This window comes from Nitrincola sp. A-D6 (genome assembly GCF_000764495.1).
Lineage (GTDB): Bacteria > Pseudomonadota > Gammaproteobacteria > Pseudomonadales > Balneatricaceae > Nitrincola.
This window is the reverse complement of the sequence record NZ_JRLB01000011.1, coordinates 1-26,554: the sequence shown is the minus strand read 5'-3', so window position 1 is coordinate 26,554 and position 26,554 is coordinate 1. Positions and strand designations below refer to the sequence as shown.

The following is a 26,554-nucleotide window of genomic DNA, read 5'->3' as shown; positions in this document are numbered from 1 at the left end:
TGATGCTTGCGGGCATGGTTTTAGTTCTGATACTGGACAAGCGCTGAACGGGAGAAAACGTGAGCAGGGGCAGGATCAGTTTTATTGTCATGATACTGTCGCTGGGGCTGATACAGAGCTGCAGCACTGGGTATGCACCGGTTAGCGAGCGTTCAATGGGCGCTCGTCAGGTAGGTGTGCCTGTATCTTCATCTCAGCAAGCTCGTAGCCGACCCGCCCCTTTGCCCAACCCTGGAAGTTATACGGTTCGGCGTGGTGATACGCTTTATTCCATCTCCTGGCGTTATGGCTGGATTACCGAGAGGTGGCACGCTGGAACAAGGTTAACGAGCGTTTCCAAATATATCCCGGCCAGGTTTTGCATCTATCTTCTAGTGCCGCAACTCCAGGCGCTACACCAACAACCACACCCACATCTACGCTGCAATCTACGCCAACGGCACCCCCTTCAAGCCAACCTGTTGCACAGGCACGTCAGGTAGCAACTCCGAGTGCATCAGCAGCGCCAGCTGCCGGACAGCCCGCTTGGCGTTGGCCAGTTGATGGCCAGATAATCCGACGTTTTTCGGCTATTGAAGGGGGTAGTAAAGGCATTGATATTGCCGGTAAGTCGGGTGATCCGGTCGTGGCGGCAGCCGATGGGCGTGTTGTCTATGCTGGTAGTGGCCTGCTTGGCTACGGTAACCTGGTTATTATCAATCATAATCGTCAGTTTTTAAGCGCATACGCGCACAATAGTCGCATTCTGGTGAGTGAAAATGATATGGTTAAATCAGGTACGAAAATAGCTGAAATGGGACAGACAGGTACTGACCGGGTACAGTTACATTTTGAAATCCGGCGCGATGGAAAGCCAGTGGATCCATTAACGTATCTTCCAAAACCATAACAATAATACTGGATAATCCAGAGTCTTTACTGAAGGGTTAGCAGATGGTGTCAATGAACGATAGCGATAAAATTGACGATGAGTTCGTAGTGGACTCGGATGATCTGGTCGATGATCTCGATCAACAGGATGAAGACGACAATGACAATGAGGTCGATGGGCTCATGAACAGTGGCCGCGGACGTGGTAGTGCGACACATCAGGATCTGATGAATGCCAAAAGTTTGGATGCAACACAAATCTATCTGAACGAAATCGGATTTTCTCCACTTTTGTCTGCCGAGGAGGAGGTGTATTTTTCCAGACTTGCACTCAAGGGCGATGACGCGGCCCGCAAACGTATGATTGAGAGTAATCTACGCCTGGTGGTTAAAATTGCCCGTCGCTATATCAATCGTGGTCTGACTCTGTTGGATTTAATCGAAGAAGGCAACCTTGGCCTGATTCGGGCTGTAGAAAAGTTTGATCCGGAGCGGGGATTTCGTTTTTCCACCTACGCAACCTGGTGGATACGTCAGACCATTGAGCGTGCGATTATGAACCAGACACGCACCATCCGTTTGCCGATTCATGTTGTTAAAGAACTGAATCTGTATCTGCGGGCCTCACGTCAATTGGCACAGAAGCTGGATCATGAGCCTACCGCAGAAGAGATTGCGGCGCTGGTGGAAAAGCCGGTTGCAAACGTTGAACGTATGTTGGGCTTGAATGAGCGCGTGGGGTCAATTGATATTCCCGGTGCCGGTGGTAGTGATAAGCCCTTGCTTGACACACTTGCTGACACGGAAGGTAGTGATCCTGAGTCTTTACTGCAAACTACCAATATCAGCGGTAATCTGAATCGCTGGCTGGATATGTTACCGGATAAGCACGCTGAAGTGATTGCCCGCCGCTTCGGTTTGCGCGGCTATGAAATGAGCACGCTTGAAGAGGTTGGTAATGAGATAGGTCTGACACGTGAACGTGTCAGGCAGATACAGGTTGAAGGGTTGAGAAAACTACGTGAAATTGTAGAAAAAAATGGCTTAAGTGGTGAAGACCTGCTGCAGTAATCAGGCTATATCTTGATGAGCCGTATCAGTCGTGTTCTGCCCCAGGGGCAGAAACGCATACTGGCATCAGTGCTGCTGTTTTTGGCGCTCAGTTTGGCTGTACCCTGGATTATCCACTCGCGTCTGGGCGGTGAATGGCCGGTTCTGACATTGCAGGTCTGGTGGCCGGGCTGGATGGCCGTCTGTGTGCTGATGTTGCTGCTGTACTATCTGGCCGATGGATTGCGACTCTACTTTACACTTAGGGTATTGAAGCAGCGAGTACCGCTTACCTCTCTGCTGCCGCTGGTGTTTCTCAATCTTCTGGTTTCCAATTTGACTCCTATGGCAACCGGTGGTGGGATAGCACAAGTCTGGTATTTACGTCGTCATGGCGTTCATATGGGTACAGCGACAGCGGCTACGACGCTGAGAACACTGCAATCAGTATTGCTTATTTTTCTGCCTGTGCCGCTGTTGATAATCTGGCTTAATCCATTGGCAGGCACCGGATTTGGCGAAACTCTGGAAGTTACACTGGCACTGGTTGCGGGTGTATATCTGTTATTTTTTTATATTCTGTTTCGTCATGTACGCTGGGTCATTGCAACGTTGGAACTGCTACTTCGGCTTCCCGCTCACTTCAACTGGATATCGACCACCAGGCTAGGGTATTGGCGCTTTAAAATCCGGCGCGAGATGATACGCTTTGTTACAGCGATGAACCTCTTTTTACGGGGTGATCCCATCTACATAATGCTGTCACTGGCTTTTACGGCCGTTTTTCTGCTCACTCTGTTCAGTTTTCCAGCCTTGATTCTGGTAGGGCTGGGGCAGGGTATCGACTATTTTGAAACCCTGGGTTTGACCAGCATGACTACCTTTGTGATGTATTTTGCACCCACGCCGGGGGCGGCAGGGGTAGCTGAAGGTGCGCTTGGAACGCTGTTTTCGGATCGGGTATCCGCTTCGAATCTGGTTCTGATGATACTACTTTGGCGTTTTCTGACCATCCATCAGGGTATGTTGATAGGTGTGCCCGTTACGCTGCATATTCTGCTCAGGGGACATGCAAATGCCAAAAGGCAGTAATACGCTGATCAGGGTGCTCTATTATCTCAGTTTGGGATTGGTCCTGCTGTTGATTTTGTACAAAGTGTATCTGAATTTTTTCGAAATCGATTTTCATTCTGTACATGCCGAGCAGGTTTTTCGCATTGAAGAGACGTTAGCTGATCGTGATAGTTATCGTTTTGCTGTCGTGGGTAATATCAAAAATTCAATTGGCATTTTCGAGCGCAGAATTATTCCCATGCTGAACGACAGCGGAGTGGATTTTGTCGTTTCGGCGGGCAATGCGGTCAGCGGTGGTGGGGAGGATAAATACCGGGCGCTGCATCGTACGCTGTCACGACTGAACCTGCCTTACCTGCTGACCTTTGGTGAGCAGGAACACAGTTTGTTAGGTGATTATCGATTTTATGATCATTATGGTCCGTATGTGTTTTCGTTTGTGGTTGGCAATAGTCGTTTTCTGTTTATCGACAGTACCTTTAAGACCGATTTGGAGTGGCAAATACACTGGCTGAAACAAGAGCTTGCAGGTAGTAATGAGCGCTATCGCTTCGTGTTCAGTGGTCAACCCCTTTTGCCTGTGGATCAGGAATGGTTAATTGACCTGGGGGATGATTACCTGATGCCAGAGTCTAGTGCGAATGCATTAAAGTCTATTCTGAGCGAGCAAGGTGTGGACGTGGTATTTTCAGCCAATTTTCCTATTTATGCCCAGCAGCAACATGACGGGGTTGAGTATGTGGTCACTGGGGGGCTGGTGGCTTTGTTCCTGTTACTGAGCATGGCTACTATCATTATGTTGATGTCAGTGTTTCACCCGAGGGCGTTAGCATCGAGCCAGTGAGGCTGGATATTGCCCAGCATCCCTTCTGGAAGACGCTGGAGAGTTTGTGGTTGTGGTTACATTCATTGTTTTATGTGGGGTACCTTAATTTCCTGCTGCTGCTGGGATTGTTAATTGCGGTATCGACCTGGCTTTATGGGCTGATTTTTGTAGAGCGTGACTATTATCCCAGTTTTGATCGGGACCCGGCGCTTTATCTGCAGCAGCCTCTAAGGGTGGCGATGTTTACTAATAACTACCTGCCGTTTATCGGTGGAGTACCCATCTCCATCGACCGTTTACGGCGTGGATTAGATGGGTTGGGGCATAAGGTGTTGACAGTGGCGCCGGCCTACAATAAGCAGGATGACGATGCGGCCGTGGTTCGGGTACCTATCCTGCTACCCTTGGGTCGTAACAGAGAGTTTCGCCTGGCAAACCTGTTTCAACCAGCGATATATCAACGTGTCAGAGCATTCAAGCCTGATATTATTCATGTTCATCATCCATTCTGGCTGGGTAGTGCCGGGCTCTGGATGGGGCGGCGGCTGGGTATACCTGTGGTGCTGACGTATCATACCCGCTTGGAACATTATGCTCACTACGTGCCTCTTCCTGGGCCGCTGTTTCGTAACCTGGTTTCTCATGCATTGGTAAAGCGTTTTGCCAACCGTTGTGATGCTGTGGTTGTGCCCACTGAGTCAGCAGAAGAATATCTGCGTATGATCGGTGTGCGTTGCCCTATTCATATTCAGCCAACCGGTATCGAATACGCACGCTTTAAGGAGGTATCAGAAGACGATGTGGCTCAGTTGAGACGAGAGCTTGCGCCGGAAGGTGAGCGTTTGTTACTGAGTATTTCCAGACTGGGGCGTGAGAAAAATCTCGATTTTCTGCTGGATGCTCTGCATCAACTGCGTAAAACCTGTAAACAGCCATTGCGGCTGGTGATTCTGGGTGAAGGACGTGAGCGTGCACACCTGGAAGCGCGTATTAATGCAGAGGGGCTAGAAGGCATTGTTTTACTGCCAGGCAGTGTGCCGCCCGAGCAAATTCCGATTTATTGTCGTGCGGCGGATGTTTTTGTTTTCGCCTCCTGTTCTGAAACGCAGGGCATGGTTATCCTGGAGGCCATGGCAGCCGGACTGCCTGTTGTCACAGTCCGGTCCAGCGGGATTGATGATATTGTTGAACAGGGGCATAACGGCTTCAAAACAGCGTTAGATAAGGAGCAATGGAGCCGCCAGGTATGTGTGCTGCTGGAGGATGAACCCTTACGTAGCCAGATGGCACAGGCTGCTGTTAGCTTTGCAGCTCAATATGATATTGCTCCTTTCAGTCAAAGCATTGCTGAGCTCTATGCCTATGCATTGGCACAGAAACAGGCCGATAGCCCAAGGCAGGCTGATGGAGCATAACAGCACAGCAACTGAGCCAGGGCCGTTTTGTTTCAGTCCATTAATTGCTTGAGAGTGTAAAGTGTCTCCAGTGCCTGACGTGGTGTCAGATCATCCAATTGCAGTTCACGCAATTGTGTTTCTACCAGGGAGGGTCGGTGTGCCACAAACAGGTCGTTTTGTACTGGGGTCTCAGCTGGGCTGTAACCAGGATCAGGGTTGCGTTCAGGCTGACTGGCACTGTTGCGACTATCCTGCTCCAGTAGCACCAACTTGTCGCGTGCATTATTGATTACCTGCGCCGGGATACCCGCTAGCTGAGCAACCTGAAGCCCATAACTCTGGCTTGCAGGACCTTGTTGAACCTCATGCATAAACACTATGTGGTCGTTGTGCTCCACGGCGGTCAGATGTACGTTGGTGACACCAGCGGCCAGCTCTGGCAGAGCCGTCAGTTCAAAATAGTGGGTGGCAAACAGTGTGAAGGCACGAATCTCGCGGGCCAGATACTCAGCACAGGACCAGGCCAGCGAAAGCCCGTCAAAGGTGCTGGTTCCACGTCCGACTTCATCCATCAGTACCAGACTGTTGGGTGAAGCATTGTGTAAAATATTGGCTGTTTCATGCATCTCGACCATAAAGGTCGAGCGGCCACCAGCAAGGTCATCAGATGATCCCATGCGGGTAAATATACGATCAGTTAAGCCAATACGTGCCGCTTCTGCGGGTACGTAACTGCCAATCTGTGCCAGCAGGGTAATCAGTGCAACCTGACGCATATAGGTAGATTTGCCCCCCATGTTGGGACCGGTAATAATCAGCATGGGCTGTTCCCGATTCAGGTACAGGTCGTTAGCGACAAACGCTGTGTCATTTACCTGCTCCACTACCGGATGGCGCCCCGCAGTAATTTCAATCACCGCGTCCTGTGTCAGCTGCGGGCGGCAATAGTTCAGGGATTCAGCACGTTCGGCCAGACAGCAGAGCAGATCGAGCTCAGCCAGTGCCGTCGCCGAAAGTTGCAGTGGCCCTATCTGTTCAGCCAGTATTTCCAGTAGTGCCTCATAGAGCTGCTTTTCCCGCGCCAGTGCACGGCCTTTGGCACTGAGTGCCTTGTCTTCAAACTCTTTAAGTTCCGGGGTAATAAAACGCTCGGCATTCTTGAGTGTCTGGCGACGGATATAGTCGGCTGGAACTGTGCCAGACTGGCTGCGACTGAGTTCGATGTAATAGCCATGCACGCGGTTGTAACCAACCTTCAGTGTGGCAATACCGGTGCGTTCACGTTCACGTTTTTCCAGTTGCAGAAGGTAGTCGCCCGCATGCTCGCTAAGACCTCGCAGTTCATCAAGTTCAGCATCATAGCCGCTGGCAATCACCCCGCCATCGCGGATAACAACCGGTGGACCATCAATGATGGCGCGTTGCAGCAACGCGGCCAGTGTTGGAAACTCAGCAATCTCGGTAGAGAGTTCTGCGATTCTGACGGCATCGACAGGCTGTAGGGCAGCCTGTATGGACGGCAGTGCCAGGAGCGCATCGCGCAAACGTTCCAGATCCCTGGGGCGGGCTGATCGCAGGGCGACACGTGACAGAATACGCTCGCAGTCACCGATGGGTTGCAGGGTTTCAGCCAGGCGCTCAAAACGATAGTCTTCCAGTAGCCAGCGAATGGCATCCTGGCGCTGTTGCAAGCGGCTAAGATCGCGAAGGGGACGGTGTAACCAGCGTTTCAGTAATCGACTGCCCATGGCTGTATGGGTGCGGTCCAGTACCGATGCCAGGGTGTTCTCACGTCCGCCACTGAGATTCATGTCCAGTTCAAGGTTACGACGTGTGGCCGCATCCAGTTGCAGCGTTTCACTACGGTCTTCAACCTGTAACCGGCGGATATGCGGCAAGGTGCTGCGCTGCGTATCGCGTGCGTACTGTAGCAGACATCCGGCGGCACAAATCGCCAGTGGCAGGTGAGTACATCCAAACCCGTCCAGATTACTGACACCAAATTGCTGACACAGCAGGCGTTCAGCTGTGCCCTGCTCAAAATACCAGGGGGCTGATGATGAATGCCTTTACGCTGCAGCAACTCAGGTGGAAGTGACGCAGATTCATCATATAGAATTTCGGCAGGTTGCAGTCGTTCTATTTCAGCGATCAGATCAGTTTCTGAATCCATCTGCAACAGGCTGAAGCGTCCGGAACTGAGGTCTAGTTGTGCCAGCCCTGTGAGATTATTCTGGCGTAACACAGCCACTAACAGATTGTCGCTGGTCGCCTCGAGAAAGGCTTCGTCAGTCAGAGTGCCGGGTGTGACAATGCGTGCCACCTGCCTGTCTACAGGTCCTTTACTGGTTGCAGGATCACCTACCTGCTCACAGATAACTACCGACTCACCCTGACGTACCAGTCGCGCTATATAGCCTTCTGCCGCATGATAGGGTACGCCTGCCATGGGGATAGGGTTTCCAGCTGATTTGCCGCGTGCTGTCAGTGATATATCCAGTAATTTAGCCGCACGTTTGGCATCATCATAAAAAAGCTCATAAAAATCACCCATGCGGTAAAACAGCATCTGCTGCGGATGCTCAGCCTTTAGCCGGAGATACTGCTGCATCATCGGGGTGTGCTGAGATAAATCTTCCTTAGACATGATCACCTTATCTCTCATCGATCTTTAGTAAAGCACACATAACAAGCTAGTGTGAGTGCCTGTACTCGTTGGTTTTGACAGGGGTGATACGATACGGGATTTCGTGCGAATGTGGAACGAAGTGATACACTCTATGTTGTATAGATGATGGGTAAAAAACGGGAAATATATAAATGAAAAATCTTGCTCAGGAAGTTGGGCTGGCGCTACTCAGTCGAAATGCCCGAATGGTGACAGCTGAGTCCTGTACTGGCGGATGGGTCGCCGAGTTGTTAACACAGGTATCGGGTTCATCGGCCTGGTTTGATGCAGGCTATGTTACTTACTCCAATCAGGCTAAGCAGCGGATGCTGGGTGTTAGCGCAGAAACCTTGTTGCTCAAAGGTGCAGTATCTGAGCCGGTAGTAGTGCAAATGGCTGAAGGGGCGCGACAGGATGCCGATGCAGATATTGCTGTGGCGATCAGTGGCGTTGCCGGGCCCGACGGCGGGACTGATCGCAAGCCGGTGGGAACGGTCTGGTTTGCCTGGGCTATTCGTGGCTATCCGACAGTAACCTGCTTATCGTTTTTCTCAGGCGATCGCCAGGCTATCCGTGCCCAGGCTGTGGAGCAGGCATTAGATGGTGTGTTAGCTTATCTGCCCGCACAGACTTGCATTCCTGAAAAAATATGAAATAATACTGTTCATGTATACAGTATTATCTGTAAAGCCCTAATGCAAAACCCAGAGGTTATAAATCAATGGATGAGAATAGAAAGAAAGCGCTAGATGCGGCACTGTCACAGATAGAGCGTCAATTTGGTAAAGGCGCTGTGATGCGTATGGGAGACCATCCAAGGGAAGCCATTCCCAGTGTGTCGACCGGCTCCCTCGGTCTTGATATCGCTTTGGGGTTGGGTGGGTTGCCTTATGGCCGTGTCGTTGAAATCTATGGGCCGGAGTCTTCAGGTAAAACGACTTTGACATTGCAGGTTATTGCGCAGGCGCAGAAACAGGGTAAGACCTGTGCATTTGTGGATGCCGAGCATGCGTTGGATCCCATCTATGCGGAAAAGTTGGGTGTTGATGTTGATTCGTTACTGGTTTCCCAGCCGGACACGGGTGAGCAGGCGCTGGAAATTACCGATATGCTGGTGCGCTCCAATGCTGTAGACGTTATCGTCGTTGACTCGGTTGCGGCCTTGACACCTAAAGCTGAAATTGAAGGTGAAATGGGCGATTCTCATATGGGACTGCAGGCACGCTTGATGTCTCAGGCACTGCGTAAACTGACATCTAATGTCAAGAATGCCAGCACCCTGTTAATTTTCATTAACCAGATACGTATGAAAATTGGGGTGATGTTTGGCAGTCCTGAAACAACAACCGGAGGTAACGCATTGAAGTTCTATGCCTCCGTGCGTCTGGATATCCGTCGCATAGGTTCGGTCAAGCAGGGTGACGAGATAGTAGGTAATGAAACCCGGGTCAAAGTGGTTAAGAACAAGGTCGCACCTCCGTTCAAACAGGCTGAATTCCAGATCATGTATGGCAGTGGTATTTACCATATGGGAGAGGTGATTGATCTGGGTGTGAAGGAAGGGCTGGTGGATAAGTCTGGAGCCTGGTATGCCTACAAGGGCGACAAGATCGGGCAGGGCAAGGCCAATGCAGCCAAATACCTGGAAGAGCATCCAGAGATTGCGGAAGAGATTGAGTTGGAGATCCGACACCGTCTGCTGGCAACTTCGGTTAAGCCTGCAGCCGAGGTTTCCGAGGAATCGCAGCTGGATTTATCCTAAAGTTTTACTACACTGCTTTCTAGGAAGAAAGCAGTTGCTGCTCAGGCCTTTTCAGTCATGTTGTGTTGAGCAACCTTGCGCTGAAAAGCCGCTTGATGCATTCACCCTGCAACAGGATGTTGATATGTCATGAAGCCGCTACTAGACCAACAAGCCCTCAAAAACAAAGTGATTGCTTTTTTAGCTCGGCGTGAGTACTCCCGGGCAGAGCTTACTTTGCGACTTAAATCCAAAGCTGAATCTGCACAAATACTTGAAGACGTTCTTGATGAGCTGGAAGCGGCTGGTTATCAGAGTGATCGGCGTTTTACGGAGATGTTTATCCGTAACCGTCTGGGGCAATTCTGGGGTGCAGAACGCATCCGTTATGAACTTCGGCAAAAGGGTATCTGCCAGTCCTTGGTTGTGGAATTATTGGAAGAGCAATCACCTGACTGGAATGGGCTTGCTCGTGCTTTAGTTGAAAAGCGTTATGGTGAAACGCAGCCTGCTGATTTGAAAGAGCAGGCAAAACGGCTTCGCTACCTTGTGAATCATGGTTTTAGTTATGATCAGGCACAGCGCGCGCTTAAAACAGATTTGCCATAAAATGCAAGGAAAAATATCGTACATTTTGTTGTTATTCTATATAATCACCGGTCATTTTCGGACCCGTACCAGGCAGCAGAAGGTTAATTATGCAATTCATGACCAGTGCAGAGATACGTCAGGCTTTTCTTGAATATTTCAGAGAGCAGGGACATACCATTGTGGGGTCCAGTTCGTTAATACCGGGGAATGACCCTACCCTGTTGTTTACTAATGCCGGAATGGTGCAGTTCAAGGATGTATTCCTGGGCACCGATAAGCGCGACTACACGCGCGCAACCACCTCTCAGCGTTGTGTGCGCGCGGGTGGTAAACATAATGATCTTGAAAATGTGGGTTATACGGCACGCCATCATACCTTCTTCGAAATGCTGGGCAATTTTAGTTTTGGTGATTATTTCAAAACAGAAGCGATTCGCTTTGCCTGGACCTTTCTTACCGAAGTGCTGCAATTACCTGCTGAGCGTCTCTGGGTCACAGTGCACCACAGTGATGATGAGGCTGAGAAAATCTGGAAAGAAGAAATCGGCGTTGATCCGGAGCGTTTTTCAAAATTGGACGAAGATAATTTCTGGTCGATGGGTGATACCGGCCCATGTGGACCCTGCACCGAAATTTTCTTCGATCATGGCCCAGATGTTGCCGGAGGGCCACCCGGTAGCCCTGATGAGGATGGCGACCGCTACATAGAAATCTGGAATATCGTTTTCATGCAATACAACCGTTCGGCTGACGGAACGACGGCGTTGCTGCCTAAGCCTTCAGTTGATACCGGCATGGGGCTGGAACGTGTTGCCGCGGTACTGCAGAACGTACACAGCAATTACGAAATAGATCTGTTTCGTGAATTGTTGGCGGCAGCCGCTGCCGCGGTGGGCTGCCCAAACCAGCAGCAAAAATCGTTACGTGTAATTGCTGACCATATACGTTCCAGTTGTTTCCTGATCACGGATGGTGTGGTGCCTTCGAATGAAGGGCGTGGCTATGTATTAAGGCGCATTGTTCGGCGCGCCATTCGTCATGGTAATAAGTTAGGTGCTAAGGGGGCATTTTTCCATAAGTTGGTCGCTGCGATGGCTGAGGTTATGGGGGATGCTTACCCGGAACTGCGCACTCAGCAAGCGCAAATTGAAAAAATATTACTCAAAGAAGAGCAGCAGTTTGCGCGTACCCTGGATAATGGTATGAGTATTCTGGAGCAGGCTATCGCCTCGCTGACGACCAATGAGTTGCCTGGTGAAACTGTATTCCGCTTGTATGATACCTATGGTTTTCCTGTCGATCTGACGGCTGATGTAGCACGAGAGCATGATCTGACGCTGGATATGGATGGCTTTGAATCTGCTATGCAGGCGCAACGCCAGCGAGCGCGGGCTGCCGGGCAGTTTAGTGTGGATTATAACGAACAGTTGCAGCTTGAAGGTGAAACCTGTTTTAACGGTTATCAGGCCCTTGAAGATCGTGGTCGCGTGATGCTGCTGCTGCGTGATGGTGAGTCTGTAACGCAATTGGCCGCAGGTGACAGAGGCGTTGTTGTTCTTGAAAATACGGCCTTTTATGCTGAATCGGGTGGCCAGGTGGGTGACGCTGGTGTGTTGCGTTGGGACAGGGGGTGTTCTCTGTTGCAGATTGTAGCAAAGAAGGTAAGCATCATTTACATCATGGTGAAGTGACTGAAGGTGTGCTGCAGCTGGATGATGTCGTTGTCACCGAAGTGGACGCTGGCAGGCGTCAGGCGACTGCACTGAATCATTCAGCGACACACCTGTTGCATGCTGCGCTGCGTAATGTGTTGGGTGAGCATGTGCAACAGAAAGGCTCGCTGGTAGATGCTGAACGTCTGCGTTTTGACTTTTCGCATTACGAAGCTGTGACGGACGAGCAGTTGGAGCAGATTGAAAAGCTGGTGAATGAACAGATACGTACCAATGTAGCGGTTGAAACGGAAATCATGTCGATAGATGCCGCTAAAGAAATGGGTGCGATGGCGCTGTTTGGTGAAAAGTACGATGCAGATGTGCGTGTGCTGAGTATGGGTGATTTCTCGCTGGAGCTTTGTGGTGGTACTCACGCCAGCCGTACTGGCGATATTGGTTTGTTTCGGATTGTCAGTGAAGCAGGTATTGCAGCAGGTGTGCGTCGTATAGAAGCTGTCACAGGTGCGAATGCACTCAGTTATGTGGATGAGACGGACGCCTTGGTGGCTGAGGTCGCGGCTATATTAAAGGGCTCTCGTAGCAATCTGTTGGATAAGGTCAAGCAGCTGTCTGAACGTACGCGTCAGTTGGAAAAGGAACTGGAGCGAGCCAATGCCCGGCTGGCGTCGGCACAGAGTGGTGATCTGCTTTCGCAGGTTCAGCAGGTGAATGGTATTGCTGTTCTGGCAACGCATCTCGAAGGCGCTGATCCTAAATCTCTTAGGGAGCTTATGGATCAGCTAAAGAATAAGCTGGGAAGTGGCGTTGTCGTATTGATGGCGCACTCGGACGGAAAAGTTAGTGTGGTTGCGGGTGTGACCAAAGACCTGACTTCACGCATCAAAGCTGGCGACCTGGTTCGCGAGTTGGCTTTGATTCTTGGTGGAAAAGGTGGTGGTAGACCGGATATGGCTCAGGGTGGGGGACAGATGCAGCTGCTATTCCGGTTGCATTGCAGCGTATCCCTGAGCTGTTGAGTGCTGTCTAGGGGTTTTGTAATTGACTGTTTGACCGGGCTTCAGAGTCTGGCCGGAGAAAGAAAATGGCATTGTACGTACATAAGTACGGCGGTACATCGGTAGGTTCAATCGAACGGATTGAGGCAGTTGCTGACAAGGTAAAGAATTTTCGTGATCGCGGCGACGACGTAGTGGTTGTATTGTCCGCTATGAGTGGCGAGACTAATCGTTTGATTGGCCTCGCTAAGGCGATCACTCCGGACCCTGATCCGCGTGAGATGGATGTGCTGGTATCTACCGGAGAGCAGGTGACTATCGCGCTGCTGTGTATGGCGTTAGTTAAGCGGGGATTGCTTGCGCGTTCTTATACTGGTAGTCAGGTCAGGATTCTGACTGATAGCGCGTTTAGTAAGGCACGCATTCAGGATATCGATACCGACAGAATACGCGAAGATCTGGCTGCTGGTCGTGTTGTGGTAGTCGCTGGCTTTCAGGGTGTAGATGATGCAGGTAACATCACTACCCTGGGTAGGGGTGGTTCTGACACTACTGGCGTTGCTTTGGCGGCTGCTCTCAAAGCGGATGAATGTCATATCTATACCGATGTGGATGGTGTCTATACAACAGATCCCAGAGTGTAGGTACAGCTAAAAGACTGGAAAAAATCACTTTTGAAGAAATGCTGGAAATGGCCAGCCTGGGGTCTAAAGTATTACAGATAAGAAGTGTTGAGTTTGCCGGCAAATACAAAGTTCCCTTGCGTGTGCTTTCAAGCATGGTTGACGGGCCGGGTACATTGATTACAACAGAGGAAGACAGTATTGTGGAAAAACCGGTAATTTCAGGTATTGCTTTCAATCGTGATGAAGCCAAGCTTACCGTTGTTGGTGTGCCCGATATTCCGGGCGTAGCTTCCAGGATTCTGGGGCCGGTCAGTCGTGCCAATATTGAGGTCGACATGATCGTACAGAATGTGGCAGGAGATAAGACCACAGACTTCACTTTTACCGTACATCGAAATGACTATGAAAAAGCCAAGACGATTCTGGAAAAAGTGGTAGTTGAATTAGGTGCGCGTGAGTGCACAGGGAATAATAAAATAGCCAAAGTATCAATTGTGGGCGTTGGGATGCGCTCACACGCCGGAGTGGCGAGCAGTATGTTTGATACCTTGGCTAAAGAAAATATCAACATTCAGATGATCTCAACATCCGAGATCAAAGTATCAGTAGTGATAGCCGAGAAATATCTGGAGCTTGCAGTGCGTGCGTTGCATTCTTCGTTCAATCTTGATGCAACCGATACGGTGTCTGAATAATTCTAACTGTTGAGGAGCCAGGCCATGATATCTAACTTATCGGGCTGTGCTAGCTAATAAGGACCAGGAGATTCAAATGCTTATTTTAACAAGACGTGTAGGCGAAACCTTGATGGTAGGTGATGATGTTACCGTCACTGTTCTAGGTGTAAAGGGAAATCAGGTTCGTATCGGTGTGAATGCACCGAAGGATGTATCTGTTCATCGCGAAGAGATTTATCAGCGAATTCAGCGTGAAAAGGGAGAAGATTCCGGAAAAGAGTAAATTTATTAAATTTCTCTTTTCACAGGGATTTTTTCTTAGTAGTATATGCGCCGTTGTTAGGTGAGTTGGCCGAGTGGCTGAAGGCGCGCCCCTGCTAAGGGCGTATAGGGGAAACTCTATCGAGGGTTCGAATCCCTCACTCACCGCCATTTTGATGTAAGCGCCCGTAGCTCAGCTGGATAGAGTACCTGGCTACGAACCAGGCGGTCAGAGGTTCGAATCCTCTCGGGCGCACCATTTACAACTCTTCTGTATTGTTCTATCCGTTCCTTTCCCTACCTTGATCTTATCCAGTGTACTTCACTGTTCTTGTGATGATACTTGTTTTCGTTACCTTGCCTGCTGAGCATTGCCGTGACTAGCGTATAGCCTTAACTGATTCTTGTAAAAAAATTACATGTTAGTCTGAGTGTTGCTGATAGCAATAAATTTGGTTTTAATGGGGTCATTGAATAAATAGCAACCTGTTGCCCTTGCAGGGTAGAGTATGCTTAATACTATCTGTCGAACCCTGACCGATTCGTCGGAAGGCGGTCAAAAGCTGCCGGCAGATCAACCTGTCTTTATCGTTACAGGAGAGTTAAATGGATGAGTTATTAGCAGAAGGCCTTTCGCTCATGCTGTATGGCATGGGGTTTGTCGTGGTCTTTTTGACTTTGCTGGTTATTGCCACCAATTTTATGTCCCGATTGGTAATGCGCTTTGAGCCAGCGGCTGTGCCCACGGTTCCTGCCAAAGGGAGGGCTGCCTCCCCTTCAGCGTCCGGCCAACCGGATGACCAGACACTTGTCGCCGTGATGACGGCCGCCGTGCAAAAATTTCGTGCTGATCGTAAAGATCAATGAATCATTTTTAACGACATTAACAAAAGGTTAGCCCCATGTCAGACGTAAAGAAATCGCTTGGCATCACTGAACTGGTTTTACGTGATGGTCATCAGTCTCTGCTAGCAACTCGCATGCGCCTCGATGATATGCTCCCTATTGCCGCTAAAATGGATCAGGTAGGTTACTGGTCAGCTGAAAGCTGGGGTGGGGCAACGTTCGATTCCTGTATCCGTTACTTGGGCGAAGATCCCTGGGTGCGTATTCGTGAACTGAAAGCGGCTATGCCGAATACACCACAGCAGATGCTGTTACGTGGTCAGAATTTGCTGGGTTACCGGCATTACGCCGATGATGTGGTGGCGCGTTTTGTCGAGCGTGCGGCTACTAATGGTGTGGATGTGTTCCGTATTTTTGATGCGATGAACGATCCCCGTAATCTGGAAGCAGCAATCAAGGCGGTTAAAGCCTGTGGTAAGCATGCTCAGGGTACCATGTCTTATACTACTAGTCGGGTGCATACCTGGATATGTGGGTCGATTATGCTAAAACCCTCGAAGACATGGGTGCAGATTCCATAGCGATCAAGGATATGTCAGGCATCCTGACACCTTATGATGCCTTTGACCTGGTTTCCCGCTTAAAAGCCCAGACAGATCTGGAAGTGCAGTTGCAATCACATGCGACCTCGGGGCTTGCCGATATGACCCTGCTGAAAGCCATTGAAGCAGGGATTGATCGAGTGGATGCATCCATCTCCTCCATGTCTATGACCTATGGGCATACGGCTACTGAGACTGTGGTYGCTGCACTGCRAGGGCAAGAGCGTGACACTGGCTTGAATCTTGAGTTGCTCGAAGAAATTGCCGCCTATTTCCGTCAAGTGCGCAAAAAATACGCTAAATTTGAGGGTTCACTGCGGGGTACAGACTCACGTATTTTGCTGGCGCAGGTACCTGGCGGTATGCTTACCAATATGGAAAGTCAGCTTAAAGAGCAGGGTGCTGCTGATAAGTTTGATGAAGTGCTGGCTGAGATACCCAAAGTGCGCGAAGACCTGGGTCTGATTCCGCTGGTCACACCGACATCGCAGATCGTAGGTACCCAGGCCGTTATCAACGTACTGGTGGGTGAACGTTACAAGAGTATCTCTAAAGAGGTGCAGGCGATACTCAAGGGCGAATATGGTGCTGCCCCCGCTCCCTACAATGCAGAGCTGCAGGCGCGTGTTTTGGACGGTGCTGAGCCAATCACCTGTCGTCCAGCGGATATGTTGGAACCTGAAGTGGATAAGCTGACTACAGAGCTTAAACAGATTGCGGGTGAAAAAGGAATGCAGTTGGAAACTGGCGACAAGCTGGTTGATGATGTGCTCACCTATGCGCTTTTCCCACAGATCGGCCTTAAATTTTTGGAAAACCGTAATAATCCTGATGCCTTTGAGCCTGTGCCTACAGCTGAAGAGCAGCTGCCAGCGGCAGTGGCTCCTAAAGGAGGGGTGGCAAAAACAGCCGGTGATGCAGATATCTACACCATCACTGTTAATGGTCAGAACTATGTGGTTCAGGTGGCTGAAGGTGGAGATATCTCTTCGGTAACGCCCTCTTCCTCTCAGTCAGCCCAAACGGCAGCTGCTACTCAGGCACCCGCAACAGGTGGTGACCCAGTGCCTGCTCCACTTGCAGGTAATATATGGAAGGTGATGGTATCGCCTGGTCAGCAGGTCAAAGAAGGCGATGTACTGATTATCCTCGAGGCCATGAAAATGGAAACCGAAGTACGTGCTGCTCGTGCCGGTAGTATCGTCTCTGTTGATATTAAAGAAGGTGATTCTGTCCAGGTGGGCGATTCACTGATGACGATTGCTTAAGGTGCTGATCAATGGATAAGTTACTCAGTCTCTGGTATGCCTCTGGTGCTTACAACCTGACCCCGGGTCAGGTTGTCATGATGCTGGTGGGTGTATTGCTGCTTTATTTAGCAATCAATAAAAAGTTTGAACCTCTGCTATTGGTGCCGATTGGTTTCGGAGGGATATTGGCGAATATCCCTCAAGCGGGAATGGCTTATTCGGCTGTTGAGAATGCCATTTACTTCGCATCTCCTGGCGTGATTAATGAGCTATCAATGCTGTTTGATGCTGTCTCCACTAATACGCAGGAGTTGAAGTCTTTGTACGCCAATGCGCCGGCATCGGTGAAGGCGGCAGCCACCTTGATTGCGCAGGATGCCGGTTATAACAACGGCATGTTATATAATTTTTATAATGTTGCAGTGAAATCAGGCGCAGCACCTCTGCTTATCTTTATGGGTGTGGGGGCAATGACTGACTTTGGTCCTTTGCTGGCTAATCCAAGAACCTTGTTTCTCGGTGCCGCTGCACAGTTTGGTATCTTTGCAACGGTACTGGGTGCTGTTGGGTTGACTTCAATGGGTGTCATGGACTTCTCTATTCGTGAAGCAGCGGCCATTGGTATTATCGGTGGTGCGGATGGTCCAACCGCTATTTATGTCGCCACTATGTTGGCTCCCCAGTTGTTAGGTGCTATTGCTGTATCAGCCTATGCCTATATGGCGTTGGTGCCAATGATTCAGCCTCCAATCATGCGTTTGTTGACCACAGAACGTGAGCGTAAAATCGTGATGAGTCAGCTGCGCCATGTGTCCAAAATGGAAAAAATATTATTTCCGATTGTGCTTTTGTTGCTGGTAGCCTTGTTGTTACCTGATGCTGCGCCGCTGTTGGGGATGTTCTGTTTTGGTAATTTAATGCGAGAGTGTGGTGTGGTCGATCGCCTGAGTGATACTGCTCAGAATGCACTGATCAATATAGTCACCATCTTTTTAGGCCTGTCGGTTGGCTCTGTATTGATTGCTGATAAATTTCTTGATCTGCAAACCTTGGGTATCATGCTGTTGGGTATTGTGGCTTTCGCCATAGGAACTGCAGCGGGTGTCCTTATGGCTAAGATCATGAATCTTCTCATGGGTGGAAATGCTATAAATCCTTTAATCGGATCAGCTGGGGTTTCCGCTGTACCAATGGCGGCACGTGTATCCAATAAATTGGGTCTAGAGGCCAACCCTCAGAACTTTTTGTTGATGCATGCGATGGGACCCAATGTGGCGGGTGTTATCGGTTCAGCTGTTGCGGCTGGGGTGATGATTAAGTTTGTAAGTTGATTCCTTCCTGGTATATATAAGTAAAAAAAGGGCTGCAACTGCAGCCCTTTTTGTATGCGTGAACCTGATCAATCCAGCTTGAAGTACTTCGCCCTTGCTGCCAGAAATGCCTGGTCTGTATTGTCAGTACGCGTACGCAGAATATTCAGTGCGCTGACGAAGCTTTCGGCGGTTTTCTTGGTGAGGGCATCACCTCCATCGCGAATCTCCGACAAGATATCCATAGCCGCTTTAGCGCCAGCTCAAGGATCTCATCCGGGAACTGGTGGACACGCACACCGTGCTGTTCAACCAATGTTTTCAGGGCGATAGGGTCGTTAGCGTAGAACTCGGAAGCTACCTGGTCGTACTCAGCCTGGCAGGCGGACTCGACTATTGCTTGCAGATCGGCTGGCAGAGCCGAGAATTTTTCTTTATTAACGACCAATTCAGTTGCCAGGCCTGGTTCGATAAAGCTGGGGAAGTAGTAGTCTTTGCAGATCTGGTGGAAGCCCAATGCCAGATCGTTGTAAGGACCAACGAACTCAGCCGCATCCAGCGCGCCAGACTGCAGTGCTGCATAGATTTCTCCGCCAGCCATGTTAACTACGGTCGCACCCATGCGTTGCCATACCTGACCGCCTAGTCCTGGTGTACGGAATTTCATTCCCTGGACATCACTAAGACCGGTCAGTTCTTTACGGAACCAGCCACCTGCCTGTGTACCTGTGTCGCCGGAGAGGAAGCCTTTTACCCCAAATTGATCGTAAACTTCATCCCAGACTTCCTGGCCTCCCATGTAACGTATCCAGGCGGCCAGTTCGCGCGAAGTCATACCATAAGGGACACCGGTGAAGAAAGCCGTTGCCTGACTTTTGTTCTGCCAGTAATAGGCGGCACCGTGGCTCATTTCAGCTGAGCCTTCGATAACCGCATCGAATGTTCCTAAAGCAGGGACCAGCTCGCCAGCTGAAAAAACCTGAACTGTCAGGCGCCCTTCGGACATGGCGGTAATGCGATCGGCAAGGCGTTGTGCGCCTGTTCCTAAGCCTGGAAAGTTGCGTGGCCAGGTTGTGACCATGCGCCAGGTGATGCGGCTTTGTGCAATAGCTGGCGCCGCAACCGAGGTTGCTGCTACACCAGCGCCGATAGCGGCACCTTTAATAAAACTACGACGTTTCATGGGAAATCTCCATTGGAATTATTGTTTTGCAAGCTTAATTTAGACTAGATGAGCACAAAAATCGACTATTCCAGTCATCAAAACAAACTAACGGGTCGTTACAGTCGCCTGTGTTGACCTTTTCAGGCTGGCCAGGCCGATCCCGGAAAAGATCAGAAAAATACCTAACCAGTGAAACCAGTACATACTTTCTCCCAGGGTCAAGCTTGCCAGAAGCAGAGCCCAGACAGGGATTAGATGAATAAAATTACCTGCACGATTGGCGCCAAGGATTTCTACTCCACGATTCCAGAATAAAAATGCAAATACAGAAGCAAACAAGCCGACATAAACGATGCTATACAGTGCATTCACAGTGAGTGGAAGGGTTTTATCCAGAAGATGATGTTCATATAGATAAAAAGGCGTAATGATTGTCCAGCCAACGACCACGGTGATGGCAAAAAAAGCCTGTCCGCCTATGTCGGCCGAGCGTTTACGCAACAGTACAGAGTAGAGAGACCAGCTAATGACGGCGGCCAGTATCCATAAGCTGCTTAGGGCACCCTGGAAAACAGCAGCGATGTTAGTTGGTACTCCGCCCGTAATAATCACTAAAACACCGGTCAGTGATAGGACGATACCGAGTAGCTGTCGATTGCTGATTGGCTCTTTAAACAGCAAGCGGGAAAACAATAAGATGATGATCGGCGTTGCAGAGAGTAACAAGACGGCATCCGTCGCGGTGGATGTTTGTAGGCCTAAATAGACAAATGTATTGAAATTTGTAACCCCTAAAACAGATACACCTGTCAGATATAGCCAATGCTGGCGAATCGGGTGGCGAAGTTGCCAGAGAGATTTAGCTGTAAAAGGCAGAATAACCAGCAAGGCAAACAACCATCGCCACCAAGCTAGTGCAATCGGAGGAATCTCAGTAGAAACAGCACGTCCTACAATGAAGTTTCCACCCCAGAATAGCGTCGTGGCAGCAAGTAATAGATAGGCTAAATGTTCAGATTTGAGTTGCATTAGCTAGTCTTAATATTTTTTGTGCTTCTATTTGAACCTGTATTCCTCCAGCTTTCAAGCCGTGGCGGCCAGTTTTTCGAAGTTAATATTTGACCCCCGCTGTGTATACCGGTATAAACGCCAAACTTTAGCAAAAATTTATAACATTTAACTGCTGCCAATCAGATTTTGGTATGATACGGCTGGCATTTGTCTGTAGGTTAACAAAAAAAATAGAACCCCCGAGAGGTAGTATGAAAATGCTCTCTTTACTGATCCGCTTAATTTGCCGGATCAACCTGATACTGGGTCATGTATTTTCCTGGTTTTCCCTTGGAATCGTACTGGTGTGTTTCACAGTCGTTGTAATGCGTTATTTTTTTTCCAGCGGCTCTGTCTGGATGCAAGATTTGTATGTCTGGCTCAATGGCATGATGTTCATGGGGATCGCGGGGTTTACGTTGCTCCAAAATGGTCATGTGCGAGTGGATATTTTTTATCGACCGGCGGGTATACGTCGAAAAGCACTGGTTGATATGATTGGTGCGATTGTATTTATTGCCCCTTTTCTTTATATCATTTCTGTATACAGCTTTCCCTATGTGCAGCGTTCCTGGCGCTTTATGGAAGGATCTGCCAACTTCGGTGGTATGCAAGGACTTTATGTGGTGAAGTCATTCATCCTGGTGTTTGTTGCCGTAGTGGCCTTGCAGGCTCTTGCTATGGTCATGCGCAGTATTTTGATTTTAAGTAATAATGAAGCGCTGGTCCCTGAAAGCTACCGCTATAAGGAAGGGGGTTAAGCATGGATCCGGTCCTGTTGGGCGAAATGCTCTCATTATTAATGTTTTTTGCCATCATCGGTGTGCTGATGATGGGCTTTCCGGTGGCTTTTTCACTGGCGGGCACGTCGGTTATTTTTGCTGCTGTAGGCCATGCCCTGGGTGTGTTCGATCTATCTAACCTTTCAAGTCTGGCCCCTCGTTATATAGGGATCATGTTGAATGAGGTGCTGGTGGCCGTGCCACTCTTCATTTTTATGGGGATGATGCTGGAGCGTTCTGGAATAGCAGAGCAGTTATTGATTACCATGGGTCGACTGTTCGGCAAGTTACGTGGTGGTTTGGGTTTATCTGTTATTGTGGTGGGCGCGCTGCTTGCTGCCTCCACAGGTATTGTCGGAGCCACTGTTGTCACTATGGGGCTGCTGTCGTTACCCGCTATGTTGCGGGCCGGTTATGATCCCAAATTAGCAACCGGTGTAATCTGTGCATCGGGTACGTTGGGTCAGATTATTCCACCGTCTACCGTGTTGATCTTTATGGGCGATATGCTGGCAGGGGTCAATCAACAGGTACAGATGGCGAAAGGAAACTTTGCACCAACGCCCGTTTCAGTAGGAGATCTGTTTGCGGGTGCGTTTATTCCTGGGTTGATGCTGGTCTGCATTTATATGCTCTTTATGATCTACAAGGCGATTCGTCATCCTGAAACCTGTCCTGCACTGGAAGTGACGGCTGAGGAGCGTAAGCGTCTCTTTCATGATGTTATTTTTACCTTATTGCCCCCCTGGTTCTTATTATCGCCGTGCTAGGTTCGATTCTGGGCGGTGTGGCAACACCCACTGAGTCGGCTTCTGTCGGTGCTGTTGGGGCTATTTTTCTGGCTGCGGTACGACGTAAACTGACCTTCACTAATTTGCGTCAGGTGATGTTTGCTACTGCCAACACCACGACGATGATCTTTATTATTCTGATTGGTGCGTCGGTATTTTCACTGGTGTTCCGGATGATGGGTGGTGAAGAACTTGTCAGCGACTTTCTGAACAGTCTGCCAGGCGGGAAGCTGGGTGCGATCATTTTTGTGATGTTGCTGATGTTCCTGTTAGGTTTTATTCTGGATACCTTTGAAATTATTTTCCTGGTGATCCCGATTACGGCACCGATTCTGCTGATGATGGATATTGATCCCATCTGGTTGGGGGTTATGGTGGCGGTGAATCTTCAGACGAGCTTCCTGACCCCACCCTTTGGTTTCTCGCTATTCTATTTGCGCGGGGTTGCTCCAGATTCGATTACTACGCGGCATATCTATCAGGGTGCCTTGCCCTTTGTTGTACTCCAGGTCGTGGCGATTGCGCTGTTGATTATATTCCCGGGGCTGATTACCTGGCTGCCGGATATGATATACGGTCGATGATTTGCTGGTTGTTTTTGATAGTTTGATAGTTTTATAGAGAGGGCAGAGTGCCCTCTCGTTTTTCTAACACTGTTGAGCGTAACCACTGACAGGCTCAGAAACCTGCCAGAACCTCGAGATGTGCTTGCACACTGAACGCCAGTGCTACAGGATTGTAACCTCCTTCCAAAACCGACACGATGCGTTTGCGACTGTGTTTGTCCGCCATCTGCATAATCTGTTGGGTGACCCAGCGATAATCTTCCTCATCCAGATTTAAATCAGCCATAGGGTCTTCTTTGTGGGCATCAAAGCCTGCGGAGATAAATATAATATCCGGTTTATGCGCTTCCAGAGCCGGTAGCCAGCACTCCTGAATAGCTTTGCGAAACACGCTGTTATCTGAATGTGCGGCAAGTGGGCAGTTGACTATGTTGGGTCGGTCAATTTCACAGTAGCGCTCTGGGTAATAGGGATACTGGAAGGTTGAACATACCAACACTTCTGGGCGGTCTTTGAAAATATCCACCGTGCCATTGCAATGGTGTACATCAAAGTCCAGTACAGCAACACGCTCAATGCCTTCCTGCAATAATGCGTGGCATGCGCCTATGGCGACATTATTGTAGAAACAAAAGCCCATGGGCAGGTTGTATTCAGCATGGTGTCCAGGTGGCCGGACTGCGCAAAATGCATTCTGTGCTTTACCTGAAAGTACCCGGTTCGTTGCCAGGATTACGCCGCCAGCTGCCAAGTGAGCCGCTTCGAGTGAGTGTGGACAGAGGGCGGTGTCTTCATCGGTATAGACAACGCCTTCACGTGGGACTTTCATTTCCAGTTTCTTTTGGTGCAGCTTAGCGTGTGCTAACTGGATTTGCTCGGCTGATGCAGGTACAGCAGTGAGTTGGTCCATGTGGTCCATAAGACCGGTACGTTCCAGCACCTTGCGAATAGCCTGCAAGCGCACCGGACTTTCCGGATGGTCTGGCCCCATATTATGCAGCAGGCAGTCTTCGTGCGTGATATATGCAGTTGTCATAAATTATTTTTCTCCTCATCTCTAGGTCTATTTTAGAGGAAAACTGCACAATTAAGCGTTAGCCGAAAGTTGTATTTGCATAAATTAATCAGAGAGAACTAATTTGTTGATGCAGATCAGGTTATACAGTCTGCTGTGACGTTAGACTCTCAGTCACAGCATAGAACTGTACCTTTAGCACCTGATGTTTCACCCAGCGTCAGGTGCTTTTCTTTTTTTCAGGGGTGCGGGTGCGAAGCCTTGATCAAGAGATGGAGTCTGATTGCTTTTTGAATCAGTGCCTTGTGAATCAGTGCCCTGTAAATCAGAGTTGTGTGGCTTGCGACGCTTGCCGATAGCCTTCTGATCACGCAGGCGCTTTTTAACCTTGGGTTTGTCATCTTCGCGTTTTTTAGCCTCAGGGCGCTTCTTCTTGCCGATGGCTTTGCCTGAAGACTTGGTTTTGTCCGGCCCTTTAAAACTACCTTCAAGACCTGAAAGAGTGCGCTTCTCAAGGCTGATGCGAAGATAGCGTTCAATGCTGCACATCAGGTTCCATTCTGAAGGTGCAATCAACGAGATGGCGGTGCCGGTTTCACCAGCTCGCCCGGTGCGGCCAATTCGGTGCACATAGTCATCACCACTGCGCGCCATGGCGAAGTTAATTACCAGGTCTATTCCTTCGACATCCAGACCGCGTGCGGCCACATCGGTAGCAACCAGTACCTGAATGCGGTTTTCGCGGAAAAGGTTGAGTACCTGGCGGCGTTTGGGTTGGTCCATATCACCATGTAGTACAGCGGCACGGTGTTTCTGGTAGCGCAGTACATTGCCCAGTTGATCAGCCGCTACACGGGTGTTGGTAAATATCAAGGCGCGACTATAGACCTCCTGGCTGAGCAGGCGATTAAGGAGTCGCTCTTTGTGTTTGCCATCATCGGCGAGGATCACTTGTTGAGTGATGGCGGCAACCTGTGTGCGCGCATCACTGAGTAACAGCGATTCCGGATTGTTCATAACTTGTTCGGTCAAACTATGAATTTCACCGGTATTCAGGGTGGCGGAAAACAGCAAAGTCTGGCGTTCAGGGCGACATAGTGCCGCTATTTTCAGTACATCTTCACTGAAACCCATATCCAGCATGCGGTCAGCTTCATCCAGTACCAGAATTTCCAGGTCACTGAGGTCAATAGTCTGACGTTCCAGGTGCTCAATCAGGCGGCCGGGTGTGGCGACCAGGATCTCAGGGTTTTTGCGTAGTTTCGCTGCTTGCTCTTTAAATCCTTCACCACCGTAAATACTCAGTGATTTAATTTGAGTGAACGCGGCCAGTTGTTCACAGGCTTTTGAAACCTGTTCAGCAAGTTCTCGTGTTGGTACCAGTATCAGTGCACGCGTGCCTGTTTTAGGTGATGGGGTATCGATAAAGCGTTGCAGCATGGGCAAAAGAAAGGCGTAGGTTTTACCACTGCCAGTGACAGCGCTGATCATCAGATCCTTGCCGCTGAGAGCGGGTGCTACGGTAGCCTGTTGAACGGCTGTTGGGGTAGTAATGCCTTGAGCATCCAGGGCTTTCTGGAGGCGCTCATTGAGTTGGATGTCGGTAAACACTTAGGGTCTTTCTCCTGCTTTTAATTGCGCTTATCCTAGCAGAAATAGGTTGATTTGTCGGTTAAAAGCATACTTTGACATGAAAAGGTTGATTTGTCTGAGCGTGGTGGAATAAAAAAATTCACTTGTCGAGTGCGGGGTTTTCAGCTATTTTGTGGCATTATTTTGATAGTAATCTGATATTTATGCGTACTATTTTACTTCTCACTTCACTATTGCTGCTGACCGGTTGTTTTTCATCAAATCGACAGGTCAGTCAGCCACTAATGCCCGCACCCACCGTGGTTGGGCTGCAGGGTGATATACGTCTGCTGCTGGAGCAACAGTATCAAACCTGGGCTGGCACTCCTTATCGTTTAGGTGGAGCTGATAAGCGCGGTGTTGATTGCTCTGCGCTAGTGCAGAGTATCTTTACTGAAGCGTTTGATGTGCAGCTTCCTCGTACCACCAGTGAGCAGGTTGCTATGGGTGATGTTGTGGCACGCCAGGCACTGCAGCCACTGGACTTGGTGTTTTTTCATACCGGTCCTACCCAGCATGTAGGGATTTATTTGGGGCAGGGTGAATTTTTGCATGCTTCCACCAGCCGTGGTGTGATCATCTCCAAGTTAGATAATCCTTATTGGAAACGCAACTTTTGGACGGCCCGCCGCCCAGTTAATCCACTCCAGATCGCCAGCTTATAAAAAAGCCCACCGAAGTGGGCCAAGAAGTGCTAAGTTAAACGTTGAGGTCTAGCGTTTAGCGTCCCATGCGACGAATCGCCTGAGGGGTGAAGTCCTGGTAATTAAAGCGCTGACTGAAGTCATAGCCCACACCTTCTTCGTTTGTCAGAGCGCCCACCAGATAACGTCCGGACTGTAAATCGTAGAAGGTTTCGGCGACTGACCAGGGTACCTGTACATCGCGGTATTGAAATTGGTGCATTTCACCGACACGCCAGAGTTCTCCACGCCCATCATAATGATCCACAGTAGCAATCTGCCAGGTGTCTTCATCAATAAAGAAGGTGCGCTTGCCATACACATGACGTTGTCCATCTTTCAGTGTGGCTTCAAGCTTCCACACTCTGTGCAGTTCATAGCGGGTATGTTCCGGGTTCAGATGGCCTGCA

Annotated in this window: 20 protein-coding genes, 2 tRNA genes and 4 pseudogenes; 20 read left to right on the top strand and 6 right to left on the bottom strand. The window is 49.6% G+C overall.

Features of this window, described 5'->3' with window-relative positions:
• The first annotated feature begins 358 nt into the window (after window positions 1–358).
• The 5 genes from LH51_RS03115 to LH51_RS22070 are packed head-to-tail and all read left to right on the top strand — an operon-like array spanning window position 359 to window position 5,235.
• On the top strand, window positions 359–889 hold the full coding sequence (locus LH51_RS03115) for a peptidoglycan DD-metalloendopeptidase family protein (RefSeq protein WP_235263480.1): 531 nt from the start codon (window positions 359–361) through the stop codon (window positions 887–889).
• A gap of 53 nt (window positions 890–942) precedes the next feature.
• Window positions 943–1,941, top strand: a complete 999-nt coding sequence (gene rpoS, locus LH51_RS03110; protein ID WP_144244151.1) for an RNA polymerase sigma factor RpoS — start codon at window positions 943–945, stop codon at window positions 1,939–1,941.
• A gap of 15 nt (window positions 1,942–1,956) precedes the next feature.
• Complete coding sequence (locus LH51_RS03105) at window positions 1,957–3,012, top strand: lysylphosphatidylglycerol synthase transmembrane domain-containing protein (protein ID WP_052063392.1); 1,056 nt, start codon at window positions 1,957–1,959, stop codon at window positions 3,010–3,012.
• Complete coding sequence (locus LH51_RS22075; protein ID WP_235263479.1) at window positions 2,996–3,838, top strand: metallophosphoesterase family protein; 843 nt, start codon at window positions 2,996–2,998, stop codon at window positions 3,836–3,838. Before LH51_RS03105 ends, LH51_RS22075 begins: the two co-directional genes overlap by 17 nt.
• 50 nt (window positions 3,839–3,888) lie before the next feature.
• Window positions 3,889–5,235: a glycosyltransferase family 4 protein gene (locus tag LH51_RS22070; RefSeq protein ID WP_235263477.1), complete on the top strand. Its 1,347-nt coding sequence runs from the start codon at window positions 3,889–3,891 to the stop codon at window positions 5,233–5,235.
• Between the two features lie 32 nt (window positions 5,236–5,267).
• On the opposite strand, the pseudogene mutS reads toward LH51_RS22070, so the two are convergent.
• Window positions 5,268–7,864: pseudogene (gene mutS, locus LH51_RS03095) on the bottom strand (DNA mismatch repair protein MutS).
• A 173-nt stretch (window positions 7,865–8,037) separates the two neighbouring features.
• Here mutS and LH51_RS03090 point away from each other — a divergent pair.
• The 11 genes and pseudogenes from LH51_RS03090 (at window position 8,038) to LH51_RS03040 (ending at window position 18,481) form a co-directional block, all read left to right on the top strand.
• Complete coding sequence (locus tag LH51_RS03090; protein ID WP_036519649.1) at window positions 8,038–8,538, top strand: CinA family protein; 501 nt, start codon at window positions 8,038–8,040, stop codon at window positions 8,536–8,538.
• A gap of 68 nt (window positions 8,539–8,606) precedes the next feature.
• Entirely contained in the window at window positions 8,607–9,647 is a 1,041-nt protein-coding gene (gene recA, locus LH51_RS03085; RefSeq protein ID WP_036519648.1) for a recombinase RecA, read from the top strand.
• 129 nt (window positions 9,648–9,776) lie between these two features.
• Window positions 9,777–10,235: a regulatory protein RecX gene (locus LH51_RS03080; protein ID WP_036519647.1), complete on the top strand. Its 459-nt coding sequence runs from the start codon at window positions 9,777–9,779 to the stop codon at window positions 10,233–10,235.
• 98 nt (window positions 10,236–10,333) lie between these two features.
• A pseudogene (gene alaS, locus LH51_RS03075) lies at window positions 10,334–12,920 on the top strand (alanine--tRNA ligase).
• Between the two features lie 54 nt (window positions 12,921–12,974).
• Window positions 12,975–14,209: pseudogene (locus LH51_RS03070) on the top strand (aspartate kinase).
• Window positions 14,210–14,285: 76 nt separating this feature from the next.
• Window positions 14,286–14,474, top strand: coding sequence for a carbon storage regulator CsrA (gene csrA / locus LH51_RS03065; RefSeq protein WP_036519646.1), 189 nt, complete (start codon window positions 14,286–14,288; stop codon window positions 14,472–14,474).
• A gap of 59 nt (window positions 14,475–14,533) precedes the next feature.
• Window positions 14,534–14,623, top strand: a tRNA-Ser gene (locus tag LH51_RS03060).
• Window positions 14,624–14,634: 11 nt separating this feature from the next.
• Window positions 14,635–14,711 (top strand) — tRNA-Arg (locus LH51_RS03055).
• A 347-nt stretch (window positions 14,712–15,058) separates the two neighbouring features.
• Window positions 15,059–15,319, top strand: a complete 261-nt coding sequence (locus LH51_RS03050) for an OadG family protein (protein WP_036519645.1) — start codon at window positions 15,059–15,061, stop codon at window positions 15,317–15,319.
• 35 nt (window positions 15,320–15,354) lie between these two features.
• Window positions 15,355–17,168: pseudogene (gene oadA / locus LH51_RS03045) on the top strand (sodium-extruding oxaloacetate decarboxylase subunit alpha).
• 11 nt (window positions 17,169–17,179) lie between these two features.
• Window positions 17,180–18,481 (top strand): sodium ion-translocating decarboxylase subunit beta, encoded by a 1,302-nt coding sequence (locus LH51_RS03040; protein ID WP_036519644.1) that lies wholly within the window; start codon window positions 17,180–17,182, stop codon window positions 18,479–18,481.
• A gap of 145 nt (window positions 18,482–18,626) precedes the next feature.
• Here the strand turns inward: LH51_RS03040 and LH51_RS03035 are convergent, their stop codons facing one another.
• Window positions 18,627–19,643, bottom strand: a complete 1,017-nt coding sequence (locus tag LH51_RS03035) for a TRAP transporter substrate-binding protein (RefSeq protein WP_200881849.1) — start codon at window positions 19,641–19,643, stop codon at window positions 18,627–18,629.
• Between the two features lie 87 nt (window positions 19,644–19,730).
• Window positions 19,731–20,654, bottom strand: coding sequence for a DMT family transporter (locus LH51_RS03030; RefSeq protein ID WP_036519643.1), 924 nt, complete (start codon window positions 20,652–20,654; stop codon window positions 19,731–19,733).
• A gap of 233 nt (window positions 20,655–20,887) precedes the next feature.
• On the opposite strand from LH51_RS03030, the gene LH51_RS03025 reads away from it, so the two are divergent.
• The 3 genes from LH51_RS03025 to LH51_RS23960 are packed head-to-tail and all read left to right on the top strand — an operon-like array spanning window position 20,888 to window position 22,832.
• Complete coding sequence (locus LH51_RS03025; RefSeq protein ID WP_036519642.1) at window positions 20,888–21,436, top strand: TRAP transporter small permease subunit; 549 nt, start codon at window positions 20,888–20,890, stop codon at window positions 21,434–21,436.
• Between the two features lie 2 nt (window positions 21,437–21,438).
• On the top strand, window positions 21,439–22,227 hold the full coding sequence (locus tag LH51_RS23965) for a TRAP transporter large permease subunit (RefSeq protein WP_327124118.1): 789 nt from the start codon (window positions 21,439–21,441) through the stop codon (window positions 22,225–22,227).
• Window positions 22,221–22,832, top strand: a complete 612-nt coding sequence (locus tag LH51_RS23960; RefSeq protein ID WP_327124116.1) for a TRAP transporter large permease subunit — start codon at window positions 22,221–22,223, stop codon at window positions 22,830–22,832. Before LH51_RS23965 ends, LH51_RS23960 begins: the two co-directional genes overlap by 7 nt.
• A 94-nt stretch (window positions 22,833–22,926) precedes the next feature.
• On the opposite strand, the gene LH51_RS03015 is transcribed toward LH51_RS23960, so the two are convergent.
• Complete coding sequence (locus tag LH51_RS03015; RefSeq protein WP_036519641.1) at window positions 22,927–23,850, bottom strand: histone deacetylase family protein; 924 nt, start codon at window positions 23,848–23,850, stop codon at window positions 22,927–22,929.
• Window positions 23,851–24,039: 189 nt separating this feature from the next.
• The gene (locus LH51_RS03010; protein ID WP_036519640.1) at window positions 24,040–25,440 is read right to left on the bottom strand and encodes a DEAD/DEAH box helicase; all 1,401 of its coding nucleotides are present in this window, start codon (window positions 25,438–25,440) and stop codon (window positions 24,040–24,042) included.
• A 185-nt stretch (window positions 25,441–25,625) separates the two neighbouring features.
• On the opposite strand from LH51_RS03010, the gene LH51_RS03005 reads away from it, so the two are divergent.
• Entirely contained in the window at window positions 25,626–26,126 is a 501-nt protein-coding gene (locus LH51_RS03005; RefSeq protein ID WP_036519651.1) for an NlpC/P60 family protein, read from the top strand.
• Window positions 26,127–26,181: 55 nt separating this feature from the next.
• Here LH51_RS03005 and LH51_RS03000 read toward each other — a convergent pair.
• Window positions 26,182–26,554: DUF1329 domain-containing protein (locus tag LH51_RS03000; protein WP_036519639.1), on the bottom strand; the 373-nt coding region annotated here is incomplete at its 5' end.

Coding starts and splice junctions, on each gene's coding strand:
- recA (WP_036519648.1), top strand. CDS start 8,607: ATGGATGAGAATAGAAAGAAAGCGCTAGATGCGGCACTGTCACAGATA.
- LH51_RS03080 (WP_036519647.1), top strand. CDS start 9,777: ATGAAGCCGCTACTAGACCAACAAGCCCTCAAAAACAAAGTGATTGCT.
- LH51_RS03105 (WP_052063392.1), top strand. CDS start 1,957: ATGAGCCGTATCAGTCGTGTTCTGCCCCAGGGGCAGAAACGCATACTG.
- LH51_RS03030 (WP_036519643.1), bottom strand. CDS start 20,654: ATGCAACTCAAATCTGAACATTTAGCCTATCTATTACTTGCTGCCACG.
- csrA (WP_036519646.1), top strand. CDS start 14,286: ATGCTTATTTTAACAAGACGTGTAGGCGAAACCTTGATGGTAGGTGAT.
- LH51_RS23965 (WP_327124118.1), top strand. CDS start 21,439: ATGGATCCGGTCCTGTTGGGCGAAATGCTCTCATTATTAATGTTTTTT.
- LH51_RS03015 (WP_036519641.1), bottom strand. CDS start 23,850: ATGACAACTGCATATATCACGCACGAAGACTGCCTGCTGCATAATATG.
- LH51_RS03090 (WP_036519649.1), top strand. CDS start 8,038: ATGAAAAATCTTGCTCAGGAAGTTGGGCTGGCGCTACTCAGTCGAAAT.
- LH51_RS22075 (WP_235263479.1), top strand. CDS start 2,996: ATGCCAAAAGGCAGTAATACGCTGATCAGGGTGCTCTATTATCTCAGT.
- rpoS (WP_144244151.1), top strand. CDS start 943: ATGAACGATAGCGATAAAATTGACGATGAGTTCGTAGTGGACTCGGAT.
- LH51_RS03035 (WP_200881849.1), bottom strand. CDS start 19,643: ATGAAACGTCGTAGTTTTATTAAAGGTGCCGCTATCGGCGCTGGTGTA.
- LH51_RS03050 (WP_036519645.1), top strand. CDS start 15,059: ATGGATGAGTTATTAGCAGAAGGCCTTTCGCTCATGCTGTATGGCATG.
- LH51_RS03040 (WP_036519644.1), top strand. CDS start 17,180: ATGGATAAGTTACTCAGTCTCTGGTATGCCTCTGGTGCTTACAACCTG.
- LH51_RS03025 (WP_036519642.1), top strand. CDS start 20,888: ATGAAAATGCTCTCTTTACTGATCCGCTTAATTTGCCGGATCAACCTG.
- LH51_RS03005 (WP_036519651.1), top strand. CDS start 25,626: ATGCGTACTATTTTACTTCTCACTTCACTATTGCTGCTGACCGGTTGT.